The following is a 24,450-nucleotide window of genomic DNA, read 5'->3' as shown; positions in this document are numbered from 1 at the left end:
GGGGGAAATGCAATGGATTTTTTGGAAATTTTAAAAGTGCTTGTACTTGGGATTGTGGAAGGATTTACCGAATGGCTTCCGATCAGCAGTACGGGCCATATGATTCTTGTTGATGAGATCATTCATTTAAACCAGCCGGCTGACTTTATGAATATGTTCCTGGTGGTGATCCAGCTTGGTGCCATCTTAGCTGTGGTAGTCTTATATTTTGATAAGCTCAATCCATTTACACCCAGCAAGAAACCGGCACAGAGGCAGGCCACACTGGTTTTATGGAGCAAGATCATATTAGCCTGTATCCCTGCAGCGGTCATCGGCTTTCTGGTCGATGACATTCTGGAAGCCTATCTGATGAACGGCTATGTGGTTGCAGCAACCTTAATTATCTATGGAATCTTGTTTCTGGTCATTGAAAACAGGAACCAGTACCGGAATTTTGATATTCAGAAGGTGAACGAAATTCCTTACCAGACCGCACTTTACATCGGTCTGTTCCAGCTTCTGGCTTTAATTCCCGGAACCTCCCGTTCCGGTTCCACCATTCTCGGAGCCATGATTCTTGGTTGTTCCAGAGCAGCCTCTGCGGAATTTTCCTTTTTCCTTGGAATTCCGATCATGTTTGGTGCCAGTCTGCTAAAGATCGTGAAATACGGAGCGAACTTTAACGGTACTCAGATCTTCTATCTGATCCTTGGCATGGTGGTAGCATTTGTGGTATCTGTATATGCCATCAAGTTTTTAATGGGATACATCAGACAGCATGATTTTAAGTTTTTCGGATACTACCGGATCGTTCTGGGAGCGGTCGTGCTGCTGTATTTCGGAGTCACAGTTGTTCTTGGTCTATAAAAAAAGCTGGGGAAAACGGTTAAATCCGCGTTCCTCAGCTTTTTTATGTTTTTATACCAGTTCCGCGATTTCGTAAAGCAGACGTTCGGAATCATCCCAGCCGAGACAGGGATCGGTGATGGATTTTCCGTAACATCCTTCTCCTACCTTCTGAGCCCCTGGTTCGATGTAGCTTTCGATCATCAGGCCTTTCACCAGAGAATGGATCTCACTGGAGTGTCTCCGGCTGTGAAGGACTTCCTTGCAGATGCGGATCTGCTCCATGTACTTTTTATTGGAGTTGGCATGGTTGGCATCCACGATGCAGGCGGGATTTTTTAAATTTCTCCGGCTGTACATCTCATGAAGCAGGAACAGGTCTTCAAAATGATAGTTAGGGATGGATTGTCCGTGCTTGTTGACTGCGCCTCTTAGGATGGTATGAGCAAGAGGGTTGCCGTCGCTTTTTACTTCAAAGCCGCGGTAGGTGAAATCATGGGCCTGCTGGGCAGCTACCACAGAGTTTAACATGACCGATAGATCTCCGCTGGTTGGATTTTTCATTCCTACTGCAACGTCACATGCGCTGGAGGTCAGACGGTGCTGCTGGTTTTCCACGGAGCGGGCACCAATGGCAATGTAGGACATAATATCGTCAAGGTATCCTAAGTTTTCCGGATAAAGCATCTCATCTGCAGTGGATAAGCCGGTTTCCGTAAACACCTTCATGTGCATCTTGCGAATGGCAATCAGACCTTCGTGCATGTCCGGTTTTTTCTCCGGATCTGGCTGATGGAGCATACCCTTGTAGCCTTCGCCGGTAGTTCTTGGCTTGTTGGTATAAATTCTTGGAACAAGGATAAGACGGTCTTTTGTCTTTTCCTGAACTTTAATGAGCCGGTTTACATAATCGCATACAGACTCCTCATTGTCAGCGGAACAGGGTCCAATAATAACAAGGAATTTATCGCTTGTCCCGGTGAGTACGTCGCTGATGGCTTGATCCCGCTTCATTTTCACGTCTTTAAATTCCGTCGGAAGCGGAAAACGTTCCTTGATTTCTTCCGGGCTTGGCAGATTGTTTACATATTGAAATCCCATAGTATCCTCCTGTGTATGTGGTTATTCTGTATTTTTGCAGTTGATTATATAACAGATTCGTGAAAAAATCCAGTGCAGGTTTAAATTTTGTCAAAGTGCAGCAGATCGGTGTTTCTTTTTAAGAAAGAATGGTGTATGATATTTAATAATGATAACAGAGGAAAGGTGTTGAAACAATGGTAAAATACTGGAGTTGGGGAGGAAGGTATATTGGCGTAAGACAAAAGGATTACCTGGTGAACTGCAATGGAACCATTCTGGGGAAATTTTACGGAACTGAGATTTACGACCAGAACGGGGATTACATAGGGGAACTGGGAAGAGATCACAGGCTCATAAAGAACTTGACCAAGGAAAATAACCGCCGTCCGTCTTTTAGCTATTATGTGAAAGGTACCGTGACAGCCCCTATGAAAAACTGTGCCCCTTATTCAATGATTCCGGGATTTGTGGATTTTTCCTGACAAAATTCTCCGCACCTGACAGCAGCCCGGTTCAGGCAGTAATGTACGAAATGGAGAAAGAAACGTGAAAGACTTAACAAAAGGAAATCCTGCTAAAGTTATGCTTCAATTTGCCGTTCCGGTAACTCTCGGCAATGTGTTCCAGCTTTTTTACAGCCTGGCGGATACCAGGATCGTGGGCAGTATACTGGGAGAGAAAGCACTGGCTGCTGTAGGGGCTACAACTTCAATAAGCACACTTTTTATTGGCTTTTTATCAGGTCTCACCGGCGGCTTTGCACTGCTGACTGCAAAAAGCTACGGGGCCGGAGAAAAAGACGGGGTCAGGCGCTACTCCGCCGGGTGCCTTCTTTTGGGAACCCTGACCTCCCTTTTTCTTACACTGGTCTGCGTGGGATGCCTGCCTGTATTTTTAAAGCTTTTAAATGTACCGGATGATTTGCTGGCGGATGCAAGGAGCTATATCCTTATCATTTTACTTGGAATGATCATGACCATGCTTTATAACGCCTGCGCCAACATTTTGAGATCCGTGGGAGACACGGCGGCTCCTCTTTTATTTCTCATGGGCTCCAGTCTGCTCAATATTGTTTTGGCAATTCTCTTTGTTTTAAACTTCCGCATGGGAGTATCGGGGGCTGCACTTGCAACGGTCATCTCCCAGTCCGCCGCTGCGCTTTTATGTCTTGGGTATATGATAAAGCGGTATCCGGTGTTCCGCTTTCGTCTGGAGGACTTTCATATTACGAAGCAGGAGGTCAGGGAGCTTTATTCTTCCGGACTTTCCATGGCGTTTATGATGTCTCTGGTGTTCTTTGGAACCTTGTCCTTACAGAGCGTGATTAATACCTTTGGTACGGAGATCATTGTGGCTCATACAGCTGCCAGAAAGATGACGGAATTTTTTATGCTGCCCTTTTCGGTCATGGGAATTACCATGGCAACGTTTTGCAGTCAGAATATGGGAGCAGGAAAGGGAGAGCGGATTTATCAGGGAATCCGCAAGGCTTTGTCCATTACCTTTATATGGTCTGGGGCCATGATTCTTTTAAGCTATACCCTTTCCCCGTTTCTGATCCATCTGATTACAGGATCGGACAGTCCGGGGGTTTTGCATACGGCGTCTTCCTATTTAAGGATCAATTCTCTTTTTTACATGGTGGCTGCGTCCATATCCATTTTCCGCAATGCCCTGCAAGGCTGCGGAGACCATAAGACTCCGGTGGTATCAAGCTTTATAGAGCTTGTGGGAAAGGTAGGGATCGCCCTGTTTTTGACCCCGGTTTTTCACTATTCCGGTATTATTGCGGCAGAGCCCATGGTATGGATCATGATGGTGATTCCTCTGGCCATTAAGATAAAAAGATCAGGAAAAGAAGAAGGAGAGAAGCGGTATGAAAGAACTTGTAACCCTGGAAGAAATGCTTCGCTTCCGTGAAGAAAAGGTACGGTTGCAGGAGGAACTTCAAAAGAAAGAAAAAGACTCTGTGATTGTGGCTCTGGGAATGAATATCCCCGGTCCCGTAAAATGTTCTCCGGAAATCCTTGAAGCGTTTCACGCTGGAGCAAAAGCAATGACTGAATCCTTAAACAGACAGGGAATCGGAGTAAAAGAAGAGCTTGAAGCCATAAAAAAGGAAGGCTGTCTGAAAATTTTAGCGGTAGAACATAAGGACCCCGCTTTTATAAAAAAGATCATGGTCGATATAGAAGAGACCCATCCATTAGGAAGACTTTTTGATATTGATGTATATGATAAGGAAGGAAGGGGGCTTTGCAGAGAAGCCTTTGGTGCACCGGTGCGCCGGTGTCTTCTCTGCGGGAAGGAGGCAAAGGTGTGCGGACGGAACCGGAGCCATACCGTAGATGAATTATATAAACGTGTGGAGGATATCATAAGGGTGTGGCAAAATGAAACACGGGGAACCTCATAATAGTAAGGAACAAGAAGAGAGTGCTGTAAAATTGATGTTGTCAGATAAGAACATTGATTTTGCAGCACTTTCTGTCTTAACAAATTTTAAGGTTCCTTTTTCCCCTGATTAAGATTCTGCATTTAAAATAAAACCATACAAAAAAAAGGGAGGCTTTAAGCAAAATGGAGATAAAAAGACCAGCGATAGCCGGTACATTAGAGTCCAGCGACTGTCAGGTGACTGTAGAGCCGGGAGATGGTAAGATCGAGTTTTCACTGGAAAGTGCAGTGATAAACCAGTATGGAAACCAGATCCGCAAGGTGGTTATGGAGACTCTTAACAATTTAGGCATCAAAGATATAAAGATTGCCATTGTTGACAAGGGAGCCCTGGATTGCACCATTAAGGCGCGTGTGGAGTGTGCAGTGAGCCGTTCCACAGACCATTTTGAAAATAATCTTTGGGGAGGCGCAGGAAAGTAATGAATCCGAATAAGAAACGGCTTAGAAGAACCATGATGTTTTTAAATGCCCAGAAACCAGGTCTGGTGAAAGACCCGTATATTTATAAACCGGATTCCATCATGCTGGATTTAGAGGATGCGGTAGCGGAAAATCAGAAAGATGCAGCAAGATTTTCCCTTTACCATGCATTAAAGGAAATTGATTACAGAGGCTGCGAACGGGTGGTCCGAATCAATGGACTGGATACGGAGTACTGGAAAGAGGATATCCGCTGTGCAGTTGCAGGCGGCTGTGATGCCATCCGTATTCCAAAGACAGAAAGACCGGAAGAGGTTCTTTTAGTAGAAGCAGAGATCATTGCTGCAGAGAAGGATTTTGATATTCCTGTGGGCAGAACGCTTATTATGGCAGCCATTGAATCTGCAAGAGGAGTCATGAAGGCCCTTGATGTCTGCGAGGCTTCCGAACGTCTTTTTGGTATTGCATTATCCGGCGGAGACTATACCAAAGACTTACAGACCCATATCACCGGAACCGGTGTGGAATTAATGGGAGCAAGACAGAACATGATCATTGCGGCAAGAGCGGCAAAGGTTCAGTGCTTTGATACGGTATTTACTAATCTTGATGATATGGAAGGCTTCCGCAAAGAGGTGGAAACCATTCATCTGATGGGCTTTGACGGCAAATCCATTATAAATCCGCGTCAGATCCCGGTTGTCCATGAGATATTTACACCAACCCAGAAAGATATTATATTTGCTGAAAAAGTCGTTAAGGAAATCGACGAGAAGAAAGAAAAAGGAATCGGTGTATTTACCGTAGACGGAAAGATGATCGACATTGCTTTCTATGACGGAGCGAAGAGAACCATAGAGCTGGCTAAGGCCTCCGGCGTGTATAAAGGAGATTTATAAGATGATTAATGCAGTAGGGAGAGAAATTCCGGAAGAAATCTTACAACAGACAGGAAAACAACCCTTTATGGGAAGCCATCATTTTGATGGATATGAATATAAAAAAGACGGCCCGGTAACAAAGTGCGTGATCAATTCCAATGGCAGTAAGCTGGTGGACAGCATTCACGATGTGCTGGTAAAATGCGGAATCAAAGACGGCATGACTTTGGGATTCCATCATCACTTCCGAGACGGCGATTACGTTGTAAACATGGTTATGGAAGAAATCCATAAGATGGGCATTAAGGACATTACCATCTGCGCAAGTTCCCTTGGAAAAGCCCATGACAAGCTGGTTGAAATGATTGAGGATGGAACCATTGTAGAGATCCAGTCTTCCGGTGTAAGAGGAAAGATCGGCCAGGCCATTTCCGAAGGAAAGTTAAAAGGGCTTGCAATCATGCGTTCCCATGGCGGAAGAGTCCGTGCCATAGAATCCGGGGAAGTGAGAATCGATATTGCTTTCATCGGTGCTCCGACCTGTGATGATTACGGGAACTGCCGCGGGATCGGCGGAAAATCTGACTGCGGGGTACTCTCATACTCCATGGTTGATGCAGATTATGCAGATAAGGTAGTTGCTGTCACCGACTGCCTGGTTCCATTTCCCAACTTCCCGGCTCACATTTCCATGACAAAGGTGGATTATGTGGTGGTGGTTGACGAGATCGGTAATCCGGATAAGATCGCAACCGGAGCAGCAAAGCCGACCAGTGATATGCGTAAGCTTATGATGGCGGATTACTGTACCCAGTTTGTCGTAAATGCACCTTATTTTAAAGACGGGTTTTCTTATCAGACAGGTGTGGGCGGCGCGTCCATCGCGTCTACCATTTCACTTGCAAAGATTATGAAGGAAAGAAACATCCGCATGCGTTTTGGCGTGGGCGGACTGACAAAGCCCATGTGTGATCTTCTGGAGAACGGACAGGTGGATGCTTTACTGGATACCCAGGATTTTGACTTAAATGCAGTAGAGTCTGTAATCCATCCAAAGCATTTCCGTATCAGTGCAGGGGAATATGCTGATCCATTCAATAAAGGAGCAGTTGTGAACAAGCTGGATTACGTAATCCTTGCTGCTCTGGAGGTTGATGTTCATTTTAACTGTAACGTAGTCGTAGGATCTGACGGTGTCATCACCGGCGCCCAGGGAGGCCATCCGGATACTGCAGCAGGTGCAAAATGTACCATCGTTATTTCTCCTCTTCTTCAGGGAAGGATTCCGGCAGTCTGTACGGATGTTACTACAGTTACCACTCCTGGAGAATCGGTTGATGTGGTGATTACAGATTATGGTATTGCCATCAATCCGCTGAGACAGGATCTGATCGAAGCCATGAAGGATGTGGACCTGCCTTTCAAGACCATTGAGGAGTTAAGGGATATTGCTTATTCCATCGTAGGTGAGCCGGAACGTGTACAGTTTGAAGATAAAGTTGTTGGTATCATCGAATCCCGTGACGGAACCATTATGGATGTGGTACGTAAAATAAAAACGTTTGAATTTGCAGGAGAATAAAACATGCAATTCTGTTCTGCCATCTCTCAGGAAAGAAAGACTGAACATGCTGCCGCCCTCGGCGGTTTGGCTTACCGGGCCCTGCTGGAGGAGGTTTATGCCTCCCCCAAGCCGGGGCTGGTGGATTTGTGCTCCAATGGTGCCCATAAGGATATGGATGTATCCACCTTTGAGCGGAGTGCGGACGCTCTAAAACCATATTTTGCTTTGATGGCCATGGAAGGCATAAAAAATTCTGCAAATCCTGAGCTTATATTTGCAAATATCAGGAAACTGGGACTTGATGCGGAAAAAGCCATGTACGGTGCTACTGCAGGTGTAAATACTCACAAGGGACTTATCTTTCATATGGGAATACTCTGTGCGGCTGTGGGGGCCTGCATTGGGAACTATAAGACCGTGACCATAGAATGTCTGATGGAAATGGAACAGGCTATGGTGCGGGAAACCTTATTAAAGGAAGTCGGTGAGATGCGTGATTTCACCAGCAACGGCGAAAAAAATCTGCAAAGATATGGCACCATGGGCGCCAGAGGAGAGGCCATAAGCGGGTATCTTTCCGTGCGGAGTATCTCCCTTCCGGTTATGTTAGAAGGTCTTAAAAAGGGCAGGGACTGGAACCGGGTGAAACTGGAAACCCTGTTTGTACTCATGAGCCGGGTGGATGATTCCAACATTATCGCAAGGCATGATCCTAAAGTCTTAAAAGAAGTCCAGACCGTGGCGGAGGAGTTTTTAAAAGCCGGAGGTGCGTACCGGAATGACGCCATTCCGATTTTGGAACAGATGGATAAGGATTTTATAAGAAAGAATATCAGTGCCGGAGGCTGTGCAGATCTTCTGGCTGTGACCATATTTCTGGCCGGGATCATGTGGGAGCCAGCCTGGTTTTAAATGCAACGAAAAGAGATGAAAAGAACAAAAAAAGGCCAGAGGCCTATGGGACAAACCGGTATCCCAGACCTCTGACTGTTACGATATGGACCGGCTTCTGCCGGTCTTTTTCGATTTTACTGCGCAGGCGGTTGATGTATACCATAATGGCGTTATCGTCTATGGCAATGCTGTTTCCCCATACGTGCTCGTAAATCATATCTTTAGTAAAGACCTGATTGGGCCGCTTGATAAATAACAGCATCAGGCTGCTTTCCTTAGAGGAAAGAACGATCTCTTCTCCATTCTTATAGAAACGCATGGTAGAAGTGTTATAGGTAAAAGGTCCGCATTCGATCAGTTCAGAACTGTCAAGTACCTGATTTTTGTTGCGCCGGATCAGGGCTTTGACTTTGGCACCAAGAACCAGAGGACGGAATGGTTTTGTAATGTAATCATCAGCGCCAAGAGACAGGCCGTAAAGAGAATCGTAATCTTCGTTTCTCCCGCTGACGATCATAACAGGAGTCTGGTCGCCCTGGCTGCGAATGCGCTTGATGACTTCAAAGCCTTCCATGTCCCCTAGCATAATATCCATAAGGATGATATCATAGGAATGGTTTTTCAGTAAATTGAGTGCCGCAAGGCCGCTGTCTGCGACAGTGGTTTCCAGATCGTTGCTGTGCATGACTTTTTCTAACAACTTATAAACAGCCGGATCATCATCCACGATTAATACTTTATCAGACATAGCTTCCCCCAAATTTAAAATTTTTGTAGAAAAACAGCGAAAATACTCTAAAAAGATTATAATATTAACCTGGAGACAAGTCAATGAGGAATGGACAAACAAGGGGATATTCATGAACATTTTAATGGAAATCAGGAAATATAAGGCAGCATTGATGTCATTAGTGATGACGGCCGTGCTGATTGTATTTTCATGTCTTGTGTTCAGCATCTGGAAAGAATACAAAGAAGCAATTATAAATAATCAAAAAAAACAGATGCTTCTGACCACTCAGACCATGGGAGACAACTTAAAAGCATTTATTGAGGGATATCAGGAGGATATTAATTCCCTGTGTGCAATGGAAGATGCGAATTATGAACGGACCGGTGTAAAGAACTGGAATGTGCTGGCCGAATATGTCAACTACCATACCCGCTATGTCTACGATGCGATTTTAGAGGACAAAAACGGCAAATTATTAAAAAGCCTTCATGGATATGGCGTGAAGCAGGTCTATTCCACCACCGGCATCAATGATGAGATGAGCTTTCGCCAGTGTAAGCTGGAGAATGGGGAAATGTATCTGCTGGTAAAGAAAAATCTTCCGGATGGCAATTCTGTTTCCATCGTTATCAATACAAAAAGTTATTACGATTCTCTTGTTTCCAACATCAGGCTGGGAACCAACGGGTACGTGGTCATAAAGGATTCCCATGGCAACATTCTGGTCCACCCTCAGAAAAGCCAGTGGGGAATTAATGTTATTTCAGGCAGGCAGGTGATGTTCCCTGAAGTGGATTTAACCAGCCTAAAGAAGATGATTGAAAGGCAGAACCGGGGAGAGACGGGAGTTGCAGAGTATTATTCCTACTGGTGGTCAGACCCTGGTGTTCCGGAGGTGAAAAAAATCAGCGCCTTTTCCCCTGCCTTTATAGGCGGAGGCTTTCTCGTAGTAAGTGCGGTGATCGATTATAATGATATTTATATACCGGTGGCGGCCGGATTCTTTAAAATAGGGCTTGTCTCTTTGGGAATCGTGGCAGTGGTGCTTGGAATGGTCTTTTATATCGGTGCTTTATGGCTTCAAAAAAGAAAAGACCGGGAAGAAATCGCTTATCTGCTGGAGCTGAACAAGATTCTGGAGGAGATGCATCAGAGCGAAGAAACCATTGCTCACCAGCAAAGGCTGCAGATCATGGGTACTATGACGGGGGGAATCGCCCATGAATTCAACAATCTGCTGACTCCGATCATGGGGTATGCGGAGTTGTTGATGGTTGAGCTGCCCGATGACTCCGAAACCTATGACAATGCTATGGAAATCTATGAAGCATCTGCAAAGGCAAAGGAAATCATTCAGCAGATTTCTTCTTTAAGCAGAAAGAATATGGAGACTGCTTACAAATCCATCAATGCGGCAAAGGTGCTGCGCCGGGCGGTGAAAATGGTGATTTCAGTATGTCCGGTAAATGTTCATGTAGAGGAAGAAATTATTCTTTCGGAAGAATGTTTTCTGGGAAATGAAACCCAGATGAATCAGGTGATCTTAAATATCTGTGTCAACGCCATACATGCGATCGGTCATTCGGAAGGAACCATCCGGATCAGGGCAAGTAATGTAAATCCATATGACCTGGAGCAGTTGAAGCAGTCGGCGGTATCCGGAGAATGGAGCTCCTATATCCGTATTGATATTTCGGATAATGGAGAAGGAATGAGTGAAGACATCTTAAAGCAGATCTTTGACCCGTTCTTTACCACCAAGAAAAACGGGGCAGGAACCGGCCTCGGTCTGTCTTTGGTTGAACAGATTATTCATTCCCACAAAGGGCATATCTTTGCGGAAAGCAGCACCGGAACCGGAAGTGTGTTCCATATCTTTCTGCCTGTCATAGAGCAGAAGGAGCAGGAAGTCAGCCAGACCTTAGAAACAGATACTGACGGAGCTTTAAGACTTCTTATTATTGACGATAATCCAAAAGTGCTGAAGCTTTTGGAAAAAAGTTTCGGTAAGCTGAAAGTGACCGTCTTTTCATGTATGAATTTTGAAGAAGCCAGGAAAACTTTAAAAGAACAGGAAGTGGATGCCGTTGTCACCGAGCAGTATGTGGCAGGGAAGAGCGGAACAGATTTCTGCATGTCTCTTCAGGGCTCTTACCCGGAGCTGATACGCATTATCATGGCTGACCGGGTGACGAAAGAGATCGTGGAAGCCAAGCAGCGCAAGATCATCGACGATTATATTGATAAACCTGTATCTGATTCCGCAATTTTAAAGTCGGTAAAGAATTGCATTGAAAAGATTTAGTGGGATTTATACACATAAAATGGTATTTATTGACAGAAACCTATGATAGACAGTATATTATAAAAAGCATCAAATAATTCCAATGGGAGAAAGAAATGCAAAAAGAATATTTAATGGAATCCGAAGATGTACTCCGTCAGTTGGAGACATCGCACCAGGGACTTTCCGACGCACAGGTCGAAGAGAGACGAACGAAGCATGGATTAAATAAGCTGACAGAAGGAAAAAAAGAAAGTCTGATTCATAAGTTTTTAAAAGAACTTACAAACTTTATGACGATTATCCTGATTGCTGCGGCATTTGTTTCCGGTGCAACCTCCCTTTATTCAGGGGAAAGCATGATTGATACGGTTATTATTTTACTTGTGGTCATTATCAATGCGGTTCTGGGAGTATACCAGGAAGCAAAGGCAGAATCCGCCATTAAATCTTTACAGGAGATGGCAGCAGCCACTTCTAAAGTAATCCGTCATGGCAGGCATCTGGTGGTACGTTCGGAAGAGCTTGTTCCGGGTGATATCATTCTGCTGGAAGCCGGAGATTCGGTTCCGGCTGATGCAAGAGTTTTGGAATCCGCCAGCTTAAAGGTAGAGGAAGCGGCACTGACTGGTGAATCCTTATCGGTATCAAAGATTGAATCCGTTGTTGGCAGCAAAACTGCAGAAGTACCACTTGGCGACCGGAAGAACATGGTATATACCGGTTCTACCATTGTTTATGGAAGAGGAAAAGCGGTTGTCTGCCATACGGGAATGGAAACAGAGATCGGCCATATTGCAGACGCTTTAAATTCCGCCAAAGACGAAGAAACGCCTCTTCAGATCAAGCTGAACCAGTTATCAAAGATTCTTTCCATCTTGGTACTGGTCATCTGCGGGGTAATGTTTGCCGTTGATTTGACCAGAGTCGGACTTTCCGGTAACGGAATCCATTTTGAGGAACTGATTGATACCTTTATGATCGCTGTTTCCCTGGCGGTAGCTGCGATTCCGGAAGGTCTGGCAGCAGTTGTAACGATCCTGTTATCCCTCGGTGTGACCAAGATGTCCAAAAAGCAGGCCATCATCCGAAGGCTGACAGCAGTAGAGACACTTGGCTGTACTCAGATCATCTGCTCGGATAAGACGGGAACACTTACCCAAAATAAGATGACGGTGGTAGAACATGCCGCCGGTCATGAGACCATGCTTATGACAGCCATGGCCCTTTGCTCGGATGCCGAGCTTGACGCCGACCGGAAAGAAGCGGTGGGAGAGCCGACTGAATGCGCACTGGTCAATGATGCGTTTAAAAACGGTCTTTCAAAGAATGAATTGAAAAAAAGCTATGTCCGTATCGGAGAAGCTCCTTTTGATTCCATGAGAAAGATGATGTCCACCGTTCATAAAAAAGAGGACAACACTTTGGTTCAGTTTACAAAAGGTGCGCCGGATGAAGTGCTGAAACGCTGTACCAGGGCTTATATCGGCGGAAAGGAAGTGGAGATGACCGAAGAAATTCGGGAAGATATTCTTCGGGCGAATAAATCCATGGCAGACAAGGCCCTTCGCGTGCTTTGCGCAGCCATGAGAAGCTGGGATGAGGAACCGTCTTCTTATGAACCGGAAGTGCTGGAACAGGATCTTGTATACTTAGGTCTTTCCGGCATGATCGATCCGGTACGTCCGGAAGTGAAGGCTGCCATCAAAGAATGTCAGGAAGCGGGAATCCGCCCCATCATGATCACCGGAGACCACAAGGATACCGCAGTTGCAATCGCAAAAGAGCTTGGAATCCTGGAGAATGAAAGCATGGCCATAACCGGCGGGGAGCTTTCTAAAATCTCCGATGAAGAGCTGTTAAAAACCATTCAGAATTATTCCGTATATGCAAGGGTGCAGCCGGAACACAAGGTGCGCATTGTTAAAACATGGAAAAGGCTGTCAAAGGTAACTGCAATGACAGGCGACGGTGTAAACGATGCTCCTTCGATCAAAGAAGCGGATATCGGTGTTGGTATGGGAATCACAGGAACTGACGTAACAAAAGATGTGGCGGATATGGTTCTGGCTGATGATAACTTTGCGACCATAGTGTCTGCAGTCGCTGAAGGACGGCGCATCTATGACAATATCAGAAAAGCGATTCAGTTTCTTTTATCCTCCAATCTGGCAGAGGTTATCTCCGTATTTATTGCCAGCCTTTTAGGTTTTACCATCTTAAAGCCTGTACATTTATTATGGATCAATTTGATTACAGACTGTTTTCCTGCCATTGGACTTGGTATGGAAGCAGAGGAATCGGATATTATGAAAAGAGCGCCGAGAAATCCAAAAGACGGCATATTCTCTGATGGTGTTGGCGGTGAGACCGTGTTCCAGGGCTTCGTAATTGCGATTCTTACTTTAGCTGCTTACTTTATAGGCCATTATATGGAAAGCGGAGTATGGGAGATTGCTGAAAGTGCAGATGGTATGACGATGGCATTCTTAGCCCTGTCCCTGCTTGAGATGTTCCACTCCTTTAATATGCGGTCCAGAACCGATTCTGTTTTCAGACTGAAAACAAAGAATGTATTTTTAAATGTTTCTCTGTGCATGTCATTTGTACTGACCACTGCCGTCATCTATGTACCGTTTTTAAGAGAAGCATTTTCTTTTGAATATATTTCTTTTAAAGAATATGTAGTTGCTGTTCTTATAGCTGTTTCAATCATTCCGATTATGGAAGTATTAAAATTAATTAAGAGGAGATAGAGAGCAATTATATCATAAAATTCTCTTTATTATCCTCTTAATGAAAAAAATTATCGGGTGCCTGGCTTGTAAATATTATAAATGTCTTAAAATACTATTAAATCTTACAATTTTTTAAGTATGTTTTCATTACTCTTTAAGAATCCCCGGTTAATATGGTTACATGATACTTATGCATCTATATTAAAAGGGGGATCATTTATATGATTACTATCTTAGCATGGCTCATGATAATCGTTTTTCTTGGATTAGTCATGACCAAAAGGCTGCACCCGTTTACGGCACTGATCAGTGTCCCGCTGGTGTTTTCCATTATCGGTGTACTCACCGGAGTAATGAAGGAACCCATTGCCAAATATCTTGAAAAAGATGCTGCTGACTCTTTGTCTGTTATGGACCAGATCGTTGCACTTGGAAAGATGTCCCAGGATGGACTGGTAAAGAGTTCCAAAACTGCATTCATGCTGCTTTTTGCTATTTTATTCTTTTCTATCATGCTGAATGCAGGGCTTTTTGATCCGGTCGTAAACACGGTGATCCGCATTGCTGGCGGAGACCCGGTGAAGGTTTTGATCGGAACTGCAATTGTAGCTGCTGCCGTTTCTTTAAACGGTGATGGAACAACTACCACGCTGATTTGCTGTACTGCCTTTATCCCGATTTACAAAAAGCTCAATATGAAGATGCTTTATCTGGGCGTTTTGATAATCCTGATGAACACGATCATGAACCTGCTTCCGTGGGGTGGACCGACCGCCCGTGCCATGGCGGTTATGGAAGTGGAAGGCGGCCCGGTTCTTTCGGCTCTCGCTCCAGGTATGGTTGTTTCTATTATTTACATGCTTGGTGTAGCTTTCTACCTTGGCATGAAGGAAAGAAAAAGAGTCGGTATCCAGAAGCTTTCCGCAGCTGAGTTAGCACAGACGACACATTCTGACCCTGAAGTGGAAGCATTAAAACGTCCAAAACTGATCTGGTTCAACGCAATCCTGACTATTGGTACCGTTGTACTCCTTGTTATGGATAAACTTCCATCTTCTTTCTTATTTTTAGTTGCATTAGTTATCGGTCTTATGGTAAACTACACAAAGATCAAGGATCAGAAAAACCGTATTCAGGATAATGCAGGTGATGCGTTACAGGTAGTAATCCTGGTGATTGGTGCAGGTATGTTTTCCGGTTTATTCGGAAGCACAGGTATGAGTGATGCGTTGGCACACAGCATGGTAAGTGCACTGCCGGCTTCCCTTGGAAGATGGTGGGGTCTTGTTACTGCAGTTGTTTCCGCACCCGGTACTTTCTTTTTATCAAATGATGCTTACTACTATGGTATTTTACCAGTGTTCGCTGAGGCAGGCGCAAAGTATGGCTATACGGCTCTGAACATGACGGTAGCATCACTTTTGGGACAGGCATTCCATTTATTAAGCCCGTTGGTTGCATTCATTTACCTGCTGTTGAATATGACAGGACTTGAAATGGGCGAGTGGCAGAAGGAATCCGCGAAATGGGCATGCGGTATTTTCGTAATATTTATCGCAGTTGCCGCAATTACCGGGGCTTGTCCACTATTTCTTTAAATGTAATTACAGGCAGATTGAGATTGGAGAGAAACATGAGCATATTATTAGAAGGGCTACTCTCGTTTACATGGCAGCAGGCAGTGATGATGTTGATCGGCTGCGCCCTAATGTATCTGGGTATCAAAAAAGAGTATGAGCCGACACTTTTAGTCCCCATGGGACTGGGCACTATTTTAGTAAACTTCCCCATGTCCGGTATTATTACACAATCAAGTACCGGAGCTGAAGGAGTACTTAACGTGTTATTTGATGCCGGAATTTCAACAGAATTATTCCCGCTTCTGATCTTTATCGGAATCGGAGCAATGATTGATTTTGGCCCATTGCTGCAGAACCCTTTTATGATGTTGTTTGGTGCTGCTGCACAGTTTGGTATTTTTGCAGTTGTAATAGTCATTGTATTAACGACGAATTTATCTCTTCAGGAAGCTGCTTCTATGGGTATTATCGCAGCAGCAGACGGACCTACCAGTATCTTTGTAGCCGGTAAACTGGCAGCGAATCTGTTAGGGCCGATTACCGTAGCGGCATATTCATACATGGCTCTTGTGCCGATCATACAGCCGCCTGTCATCAAAGCGCTGACAACAAAAAAGGAACGTCAGATTCATATGAAATATGAGCCAAAGGACGTTTCCAAAACAGCCAAGATTTTATTCCCGTTAGCAATTACATTTGTTGCAGGTTTTACAGCACCCATGTCACTGCCTCTGATTGGATTTTTGATGTTTGGTAATCTGTTACGTGAGTGCGGCGTTCTGGACCGTTTAAGTGCTTCTGCACAGAATGAATTGGTAAATATTATCAGTATTTTACTTGGACTTACGATTTCATTAAAGATGACTGCCGATGAATTTTTAAATCTTAAAACGCTGTTAATCATCGGATTTGGTCTGTTAGGTTTTATATTTGATACTGCAGGCGGTGTTATTTTTGCTAAGATCTTGAATGTTTTCCGTAAGGAAAAAATCAATCCTATGGTCGGAGCAGCAGGTATTTCCGCTTTCCCAATGAGCAGCCGTGTTATTCAGAAGATGGCAACGAAGGAAGATCCTACAAACTTTATCCTGATGCATGCAGCCGGTGCCAACGTCTCCGGACAGATCGCATCTGTAGTGGCAGGCGGACTTTTACTATCCTTCTTCATGTAACTGATTGCAACTTTATAAATAATGAAATGTGCTGCCCCGTAAGGGGGGATTGGAGGTAACAATGACAGATATCGTAACTCAGGCATTAGAATTAATGGGTATTGGCATGGGTGGTATTTTTGTCGTAATGATTTTACTTTACGGTATTTCCCAGCTGCTTTTAAAGCTGACTGCACCAAAGAAAGAGAATTAATTACATTAGCTGACTGTCTATTTATTAGAATCCTAAAAATAAAATGTTTAAAGAAAAAACGGTGGAAGACATTCTGCCGTTTTTTCTTGTGCAGAGAAACCGGTTTTTTGTCTTGCATATTTTGAGACAGAAAAGAGACACTAGGATTGAGAGGATATAAGGAATCAAGAAAGCAGACATTCAGGAAAAGAAGTATTATTACCATTAAAATAATGCGGGAGGTAACGATGATGCCAGATAATAAAGAGCCATCTATGGCAAACAATCTGCCTATGATGGCATTGGATGATATTCCGGTACCCAAGGCCGATGCAAAACAAATCGTTGCATTGGTGAAGGAAAGCGGACGTGTTACCGGATACAAGCTGTCAGATGGAACGGTGCTAGATAAAGAAGAAGGCGTGCAGCTGGCAAAGCAGGGTGGTATCGAAGGCGTGGGAGTAGCTTCCAGAAACGGCAATGAGTATTTGAAGTCCTTACCGGATGGCAGTGAAAGTAATAATTTAAGCAATTTACCATCCATCAGCAATTGAATTTAAAACAGAATCAAAAAGGTCCGATCCCCTGCCGGGGATTGGGCCTTTTTGAGTTAAGAGACTGGAGAGAGCCTGCCGCAGGATATATCCATAAGGAACCCCTGGATTATCACATTATCCGGAATGAGGGGATGGGTCTTCAGTAAAGTGACTGACTGTCTTACGGCTGTTTTTATGCTGTCCATACCCTGAAGCCAGGAATCCAGATCAAACCCCTCTTCCTTAAGCTTTTGTATGGTATCCCGCTCGATTCCACGCTGGATCAGATGGGTGATAATGGTTTCTGATGAAATCGTGGCAGATAAGCAGTCTGTATGGCCGATGACCATGACTTCCTCCACTCCGAATTCCAGGATCGCGATCAGAAGGCTTCGTATGGTACTGTCAAAAGGATTTATAATCATACTGCCTGCTGTTTTTATCAGTTTCACATCTCCGCTGTGCAGACCCAGGGCAGCAGGGAGAAGCTCTACCAGTCTGGTATCCATGCAGGTAATGAGAGCCAGTCTTTTTTTGGGGTATTTGTTGGAAGCGAAGTGCTTATAAAAGCCGCTGTTAACAAACGTGTCATTATACTTTAAGATTTCCTCAATCATAGTCTACCTCCATGATAATTGAATTGGTTTTATCATAATAAGTAAATCTTAACGGAAACCGGACGGCTGTCTTAAAGATTGTTTAGCTAGGAAAAGAATTCCAACGTATAAAACGTAAATGATGTAAGCGATTAACCAACAATATGCATAAAAACATGACGAAAATAATCCAAATAATATGGATAATATATATTACGAATATTTTATTTTACAAAAGATAATAGTAAAATAATACAAATAATTATATATATAATTAACAAATATTAAGCATATTGTAAACTTTGGTTGAAATCTTGGGAAACAGAATGTAAAATGAGTCTGTAAGCGCTTTCACTATTATTTGGGAGGGAACCATAATGAGAGTTAACTGGAAACGATGTAAAAAGGCCCTGGCCCTGGCTCTGACGGCTTCCATGCTGCTGCCGTTTTTAGTGCCAGAAGGGGGAATTGCTTATGCGGAGTTTTCCTTTGGGCAGGCTGAGGAAAAGCCTGCGACTCCGTCAAATGCAAGCGGAATGCCGGTAACAATTCCTGGACCGGAGGCGACGCCATCAGAGGCTGACAGCTTTAGGTCAGAAGACGTGGCCACATCATCAGAGGCACAGGTGTCTTTGGAAAATCCTGCAACACCGTCAGAAGCCATGGGCTTGCCGGAGACCGAACCAAGGTTTAAAAAATCGGAGGGAAGCTGGGAGGTGACCGGTCTGAGAATTCCTGCGCTTGCCTGCGACGATACTTCGGTCACTCTGGTTTGGGACAAACCGGAAAATTATGAGGAAGTTGCAAATTACAATGTGTATCGGGATGGGGAGAAAATCGGAGATGCGCGAAGTAATTTTGCAGAACATGCGGATTGGGCGGATACTTATATGAAGGCATTTTATGACTACTATGAGAATCGGTCCGTGGATATGGTAAACGTGGATATTCATACATTCCGGGCAGAAGGGCTGTTGCCGGAAACCAGTTATGATTTCTCCGTGGTGGCTGTTGACGCAGAGGGGAACGAATTGGGAGACCGGGTCTCTATTGGCTGTTCCACGAAAGCAGCACCGGAGGTATTTCATATCAAGGACTATGGGGCTGAGCCGGTGGAAAAGGGCTACACATCCCTTGATGAGGAAGCGGCGGCTTTTGTGGTCAGGAATACCAGAGCCATCCAGGCTGCCATTGATGATTGCAGCGAGGGCGGTAAGGTAGTGATACCAAAAGGGATATACATGTCCGGAGCCTTGTATCTAAAGAGTCATATGACTCTGGAACTGGAAGAAGGAGCCGTTCTTTTTGGATCACCGGATGTCAGCCATTATGACCAGAATTACCTTCTCTATCCCTATTCCACAGATACCAGGTCCTGGGCGCTGATCAATACCTACAGTGCAGATGAAAATGGGGGATTTGAAAATATCCGTATTGTGGGAAAAGGAACGGTTTACGGAAATGGATGGAAGTACGGTGCCGGAAAAGAGGTGAGCGGAGACGGCTATGAGCCTTACTATCAGCAGAGAAAGGACGGTGATCCTGACTGGAATGAGGAGGGGTTAAGGAAGTATGGACTAAAACGCTGGGTGGGCAGATCAAAGAACGACAAAATGGATTTGGGAATCCTGGCGAAAAGCGCGTATGACAATGGAATCAGAAAAGGATTGAATGAGACTGCAGCGTATTCCACCAGACCCAATCTGATTGTCCTTCGGAATGTGAACGGTGTTTATATTGAAGGGATCACAGCGGAAAATCCGGCTATGCATACCATTGCAGTTTTAGACAGTGAAAATGTGGTCTCGGAAAATGTCAAGTATATTACATACGATGCAAACAATGCAGACGGCATTGAGCTTGGAAACACACAGAATGCCATGGTCTATAATAATTTTTTTGATACGGGAGATGATGCCGTCAATTTTGCGACCGGAATGGGAAAAGGTGTACAGGATACGGAACAAAAGCCGTCAAGCGGAATCTGGACCTTTAATAACTTTTTCAGGGAATGCCATGGAGGTGCAATCGCGGCGGGAAGCCATACCGGAGCCGGGATCAGTGACATGCTGGTGGAAGACAATGTATTAAATCACAGTGATATGCCTTTCCGCTTTAAGAGTGCACCCGTAAACGGAGGAGGTGTGAACAATGTCTTAATCCGTGACTGTGCGGTAGGAAATGCGGATAAGGTGTTTACATTTAACACCACCTACAGCGATGTCAACCAGTCCACCACAGTGGAACCGGCAGATAAGCCGGCGGAATTCTATGATATCAGCGCTTACAATATTACTGCAGATACCATTTCCAAGAATACCATTGACATTGTGGCAGACGTTGATTATGAAAAACCTCATAAAACGTGGCACACCCACCACAATCTTTATTTTCAGGATATTACCTTTACGAACATTAACAAGGCTCTGGCAAAGAAATCGGAGAATATCGTGGGAGCGTCCAATGTGACATTTCACAATGTGGTCATGAACTGGAAGGGAATTGAAAAGAAGGAGGAGGATGCTTCTGCTTCGGAGTATAAAGCCTGGGGAATCATAAAGTTCAGCAATGATCTAAGATTTACAGGAACTACCACCCAGTCCGTCAACTCCTATAATTCCATGGCAAAACCTGTGTGGCCGGAGGAGGTTTTAACGGCTGCCAGCGCATCAGAGGCCATAAGAGCCGGGGGAGAGCACCGTGTTACTTTAAAATGGCCTGCTGCTAAGGACGGAGAACAGATATCCGGCAGCGGTAAAGTCTCCGGGTATATTGTTGAGACTTATCGAAATGATGAGCTGATTGATGTGACGAAGCCGGTTCCTGCTGCCTCTATAGAGCTTACCGGTCTTTCCTCCGGAACTGATTATGTGTTTGTGGTATATGCGGTGGATGAGCCGGGAAATAAGATTGCCGGTCCCCGCTTTGAGTTTACTACGTCTTCTGGAGAATCCATAAACTTAAAGGAGCCTTCAAACAGTAAGGTGACTTTCTCTGGAATCGGGTATACCTGGGGAACGGCCAGGTTTCAATCGGCAAAGGCTTTTGAACCGAGAGTTCGCGGTTACCGTGCCTATGTGGATGGGGAACTGGTGGATACGGTATATAATTATCAGTTTGAAAAGCCGGAGGCAGAAGATCTGTCAATGACCATAGGACGGATGCTGGAGGATGAAAGTGAAGTGGTTTTAGAAGCATTTACAGATACGGATGATAGCTTTGCTTACGAGGAGGCAACTGTAAAAACCATAAAAAAATACGATTTTCATGCCCCTGTCTGGGGGGATCATGGGTTAAAGGCTGCAAGGCGCGGCGAAACCATCCGACTGACCTGGAAGGAGCCTGCGGATGAATCCGGCATATATGGTTACCGTATTTATGTAGACGGAAAGCCGGTTTATAAAGCCGAGGGGGATTATTTCAATCACGTAAACGATGCTTATACCACTAAGGAATTGTTTTACGATGTGACAGGACTTGATTTAAATACTGCCCATACATTCCGGGTAGAAGCTGCAGACAGCTGGGGAAAGGCGTTAAACGGAACCGGGCCATTCCACTGGACCAACAGCGGACCGGAGATTGTCTGGGATGGGTCAAAAGGAGAACAGCTTTGGAAATCCTCTGCATTTGGCCAGTCTACAGATTTGAATTTCAAGTCCAACATACTTCCGGATAAGGTGGGAACCAATGATACCTGGCCCATAGGAACGGATATTCCTCTGAACCTGGAAGGAAAGCCGGTCCAGGATGTGGTGCTGGAATCCAGAGGCGGAAAATTACAGGCGGGACATGACGGGCTGACCTTCTATTACACAGAGGTTCCTGCCAGTAAGAATTTCTCTCTGACCGCAGATGTTACCGTGGAACAGTTAGGACCGGAGGAAGGGTCTAAGGCCAATTTGCAGGAGGGGGCAGGTCTTATGGTCCGTGATGTGAACGGAAGTCCGAGAAAGAATCCGTTAGAGGAGGGATATGAAGAATATCCAGCGGCGTCCAATATGGTCATGCTCAGCATTCAGGCAGCCTCCAAGTCCTTAAATGCAGATTTAAATCTTCTGGCCGCTGCCCGCTACGGAGTCAACAGTCCGGCAGGAAATTTAAAATCAGTTAAGACCACGGCAACCTTTGAAAAATCGGTTTCCAAGGCAGATAAAAAATATGCGCCTTCGGATGCACCCTTTACTTCCAACTATTACGGAACCCAGATGAAATTAAGGCTGGAGCGGACGGATGAAGGATTTTTCCTGTCTCATCTGGACGAGGAAGGAAAGGCCGTTACGTCCTATACCTTTGCGGATAAAAATGTAACACCCAATATCGTGGCTCATCTCGATCGGGAAACCATGTATGTGGGATTTTTCGCAGCCAGAAATGCCAGAATGTCGGTAAAGAATATTTCTCTGGATCTAAGTGATGTGATAGACCCGGATGAAACGCCGGCTTATGTGGCACCGGACAGCGAAGGAGCTTCTTTAAATGTGGCTTCCGCAGCGTATACAAACAGTTCATCCTATACCGTGCAGGCACTGACCAATCAGTCAGGCACCATGTCGGTCAGCCAGAACGGAAAGATGATAGCTTCCGGGGAACCGGTTACCGGAGGCGTACAATTTTCTTATCCGGCTGTGATTGAGGGAGAGGAAGCTGAATTTGAGCTGCGTTTTATTCCTTTTGAAGGTGCGGACGCCGGTAAGGAGAAGGTGCAGACCTTAAAGGTCCAAAAGGAAAGCTACGGAAAGGACTTATATGTTTCTCCAAAAGGAACGGATGCGGCAGCAGGGACCAAAGAGGAACCCATGTCTGTGGAGTCGGCAGTAAGCCGCCTGGTTCCGGGAGGAACCATCTATATGGCAGAGGGAACCTATGATGCGGTGACGATTCCTCTGACTTCATCAGGAAATAAAGAAGCAAGAAAAGCCTTAAAAGCACAGGGAGCAGTGAGGATCACAGGAAGCGGCAAGATATTTGTACTGGATTCTGATTACTGGGATGTGTCGGGACTTGATGTGGATGGAGAAAAGGTGGAAGGAAGCAGAGGCGTAATGATCCATGGCAGCCACAATGTGTTTAAGGATTCACTGATCCATAACACTTCCAGCGATGCAGGCCTTACGATCACAAAGAAGAGAGGAAGCAGGTCCTTATGGCCGTCTTATAATCTGGTTGAGAACTGTGAATCTTTTGACAATGTTGACGGTTCCAAAATCAATGCGGACGGATTTGCAGCCAAGTCCGGTTCCGGAGACGACAACCGGTTTTTGAACTGTGTCTCCCATGACAATGCAGATGACGGCTGGGATACCTACAACACTCTGGCTGATGGGCCAAACGGAAGAACCATCATTGAAAACTGTGTGGCCTATAATAATGGAAACAACGGCTTTAAAATGGGCGGTGAGGGCAGGGAAGTGCCTCATGTTCTAAGAAACAGCATTGCATTCCATAACAACCTTGACGGCATTACGGATAATTTTAATCCTGGGGAATTGATCATTGAAAATAACACCTCCTTTGATAATGTCCGTTTCAACTTTATTATGCGTCCAAGTCCGTATAAAACGGATGCCAACGGAGAACTGACGGCGGACGGCACCGCAAGGAATAATGTTTCCTTCCGTTCAAAAGCCTACAGCGCCTCCTTACACAAAGTATATGATGATAAAATTGCTGCAAAGGTTTCGGAAAATAATTATTTTTACCAGAACGGCGCCAACGCCGTTGGGCCGGAAAACTTTGTATCTCTGGACCCGGCCGACTGCTTTTTCCGGGTTGACGGAAAAATCGTATTTGGTGATTTCCTGCGCCCTGCAAAGGGAAGTGTCATTGCAGAAGCAGGTGCCGGTGGAATCCTTCCCGGCAAAGATAATCCGGCTCCGGAACCAGAACCGGAACCGGAACCAGAACCGGAACCAGAACCAGAACCGGAACCAAAACCGGAACCAGAACCAGAGCCGGAACCGGTGGATCAGGGAAAGAATTCCGGGTCTGATTCCGATTCTGACAGAGACTATGGCAACAAGGCTCATTCCAGGGAGACAAAAGGAGCCTGGAACAAAGATTTGGCAGGCTGGCGCTTCCAAAAGCCGGATGGCACCTTTATGAAGGAAGACTGGGCCATGGTCAGCGGCATATGGTACTATTTTGGTCAGGACGGATATATGACCACCGGCTGGAATAAGATCAATGGAATCTGGTACTATATGGACCCTGGCGGAGCCATGAAAACAGAGTGGGTCTTATCCGATGGAAACTGGTATTATATGCACAAGGATGGTTCCATGGCAGTTGGCTGGATCTATGTAAAAGGCCACTGGTATTATCTGGACCAGAGCGGAGCATGTCTGATGAATACGGTCACACCGGATGGTTACAGAGTCAATGAAACGGGGGCATGGATAAAATAAAAGAGTACAGAGATGTTTAAAATGCCCTTGACAAACTTAAAAAAAATCCATATACTAATCAATAACTTCATATACCATTAAAAGCGTTGATAAGAACAAGTA

18 protein-coding genes and 1 other annotated feature (1 of these 19 running past the window's edge) are annotated in these 24,450 nt (G+C 45.0%); of the genes, 15 read left to right on the top strand and 3 right to left on the bottom strand.

The window, feature by feature from the left end:
- Positions 1-12 precede the first annotated feature (12 nt).
- The gene (locus ACLTWA_RS08105; RefSeq protein ID WP_412327118.1) at positions 13-849 is read left to right on the top strand and encodes an undecaprenyl-diphosphate phosphatase; all 837 of its coding nucleotides are present in this window, start codon (positions 13-15) and stop codon (positions 847-849) included.
- Positions 850-900: 51 nt separating this feature from the next.
- Here the strand turns inward: ACLTWA_RS08105 and ACLTWA_RS08100 are convergent, their stop codons facing one another.
- Positions 901-1,929, bottom strand: a complete 1,029-nt coding sequence (locus ACLTWA_RS08100) for a 3-deoxy-7-phosphoheptulonate synthase (protein ID WP_412327116.1) — start codon at positions 1,927-1,929, stop codon at positions 901-903.
- 176 nt (positions 1,930-2,105) lie between these two features.
- Here ACLTWA_RS08100 and ACLTWA_RS08095 point away from each other — a divergent pair, with 176 nt between their 5' ends.
- From ACLTWA_RS08095 to citG, 7 genes are all read left to right on the top strand, one after another.
- Positions 2,106-2,393, top strand: coding sequence for a hypothetical protein (locus ACLTWA_RS08095; RefSeq protein WP_412327115.1), 288 nt, complete (start codon positions 2,106-2,108; stop codon positions 2,391-2,393).
- A 64-nt stretch (positions 2,394-2,457) separates the two neighbouring features.
- Positions 2,458-3,831: an MATE family efflux transporter gene (locus tag ACLTWA_RS08090; protein ID WP_412327114.1), complete on the top strand. Its 1,374-nt coding sequence runs from the start codon at positions 2,458-2,460 to the stop codon at positions 3,829-3,831.
- The gene (gene citX / locus ACLTWA_RS08085) at positions 3,788-4,327 is read left to right on the top strand and encodes a citrate lyase holo-[acyl-carrier protein] synthase (protein ID WP_412327113.1); all 540 of its coding nucleotides are present in this window, start codon (positions 3,788-3,790) and stop codon (positions 4,325-4,327) included. Before ACLTWA_RS08090 ends, citX begins: the two co-directional genes overlap by 44 nt.
- Positions 4,328-4,491: 164 nt before the next feature.
- Entirely contained in the window at positions 4,492-4,791 is a 300-nt protein-coding gene (citD, locus tag ACLTWA_RS08080; RefSeq protein ID WP_412327112.1) for a citrate lyase acyl carrier protein, read from the top strand.
- Complete coding sequence (locus ACLTWA_RS08075; RefSeq protein WP_412327111.1) at positions 4,791-5,690, top strand: aldolase/citrate lyase family protein; 900 nt, start codon at positions 4,791-4,793, stop codon at positions 5,688-5,690. The genes citD and ACLTWA_RS08075 overlap by 1 nt, the downstream gene beginning before the upstream one ends.
- A 1-nt stretch (position 5,691) precedes the next feature.
- Positions 5,692-7,254: a citrate lyase subunit alpha gene (citF, locus tag ACLTWA_RS08070; protein ID WP_412327110.1), complete on the top strand. Its 1,563-nt coding sequence runs from the start codon at positions 5,692-5,694 to the stop codon at positions 7,252-7,254.
- A gap of 3 nt (positions 7,255-7,257) precedes the next feature.
- On the top strand, positions 7,258-8,148 hold the full coding sequence (citG, locus tag ACLTWA_RS08065) for a triphosphoribosyl-dephospho-CoA synthase CitG (RefSeq protein ID WP_412327109.1): 891 nt from the start codon (positions 7,258-7,260) through the stop codon (positions 8,146-8,148).
- Between the two features lie 43 nt (positions 8,149-8,191).
- On the opposite strand, the gene ACLTWA_RS08060 is transcribed toward citG, so the two are convergent.
- Positions 8,192-8,878, bottom strand: coding sequence for a response regulator transcription factor (locus tag ACLTWA_RS08060; RefSeq protein WP_412327108.1), 687 nt, complete (start codon positions 8,876-8,878; stop codon positions 8,192-8,194).
- A 112-nt stretch (positions 8,879-8,990) separates the two neighbouring features.
- Between ACLTWA_RS08060 and ACLTWA_RS08055 the strand changes: the two genes are divergently transcribed.
- From ACLTWA_RS08055 to ACLTWA_RS08030, 6 genes are all read left to right on the top strand, one after another.
- Positions 8,991-11,168 (top strand): ATP-binding protein, encoded by a 2,178-nt coding sequence (locus tag ACLTWA_RS08055; protein ID WP_412327107.1) that lies wholly within the window; start codon positions 8,991-8,993, stop codon positions 11,166-11,168.
- Positions 11,169-11,263: 95 nt separating this feature from the next.
- The gene (locus ACLTWA_RS08050) at positions 11,264-13,903 is read left to right on the top strand and encodes a calcium-translocating P-type ATPase, PMCA-type (RefSeq protein ID WP_412327106.1); all 2,640 of its coding nucleotides are present in this window, start codon (positions 11,264-11,266) and stop codon (positions 13,901-13,903) included.
- 203 nt (positions 13,904-14,106) lie between these two features.
- Positions 14,107-15,483 (top strand): CitMHS family transporter, encoded by a 1,377-nt coding sequence (locus ACLTWA_RS08045; protein WP_412327105.1) that lies wholly within the window; start codon positions 14,107-14,109, stop codon positions 15,481-15,483.
- 35 nt (positions 15,484-15,518) lie between these two features.
- Positions 15,519-16,637: a sodium ion-translocating decarboxylase subunit beta gene (locus tag ACLTWA_RS08040; protein WP_412327104.1), complete on the top strand. Its 1,119-nt coding sequence runs from the start codon at positions 15,519-15,521 to the stop codon at positions 16,635-16,637.
- A gap of 61 nt (positions 16,638-16,698) precedes the next feature.
- Positions 16,699-16,830 (top strand): OadG-related small transporter subunit, encoded by a 132-nt coding sequence (locus ACLTWA_RS08035; RefSeq protein ID WP_412327103.1) that lies wholly within the window; start codon positions 16,699-16,701, stop codon positions 16,828-16,830.
- 227 nt (positions 16,831-17,057) lie between these two features.
- Positions 17,058-17,363, top strand: a complete 306-nt coding sequence (locus ACLTWA_RS08030; protein ID WP_412327102.1) for a DUF3892 domain-containing protein — start codon at positions 17,058-17,060, stop codon at positions 17,361-17,363.
- Between the two features lie 56 nt (positions 17,364-17,419).
- Here ACLTWA_RS08030 and ACLTWA_RS08025 read toward each other — a convergent pair whose 3' ends face one another.
- The gene (locus tag ACLTWA_RS08025; RefSeq protein WP_412327101.1) at positions 17,420-17,962 is read right to left on the bottom strand and encodes a beta-class carbonic anhydrase; all 543 of its coding nucleotides are present in this window, start codon (positions 17,960-17,962) and stop codon (positions 17,420-17,422) included.
- 356 nt (positions 17,963-18,318) lie between these two features.
- On the opposite strand from ACLTWA_RS08025, the gene ACLTWA_RS08020 reads away from it, so the two are divergent.
- Entirely contained in the window at positions 18,319-24,348 is a 6,030-nt protein-coding gene (locus ACLTWA_RS08020; protein WP_412327100.1) for a fibronectin type III domain-containing protein, read from the top strand.
- Positions 24,349-24,425: 77 nt separating this feature from the next.
- Positions 24,426-24,450, top strand: a binding site (T-box leader) (it continues 231 nt past the right edge of the window).

Origin of the sequence: Lacrimispora sp. (assembly GCF_046972725.1) — a bacterium.
Taxonomy (GTDB): Bacteria; Bacillota; Clostridia; order Lachnospirales; family Lachnospiraceae; genus Lacrimispora.
This window is presented reverse-complemented; position numbering and strand designations above follow the sequence as displayed.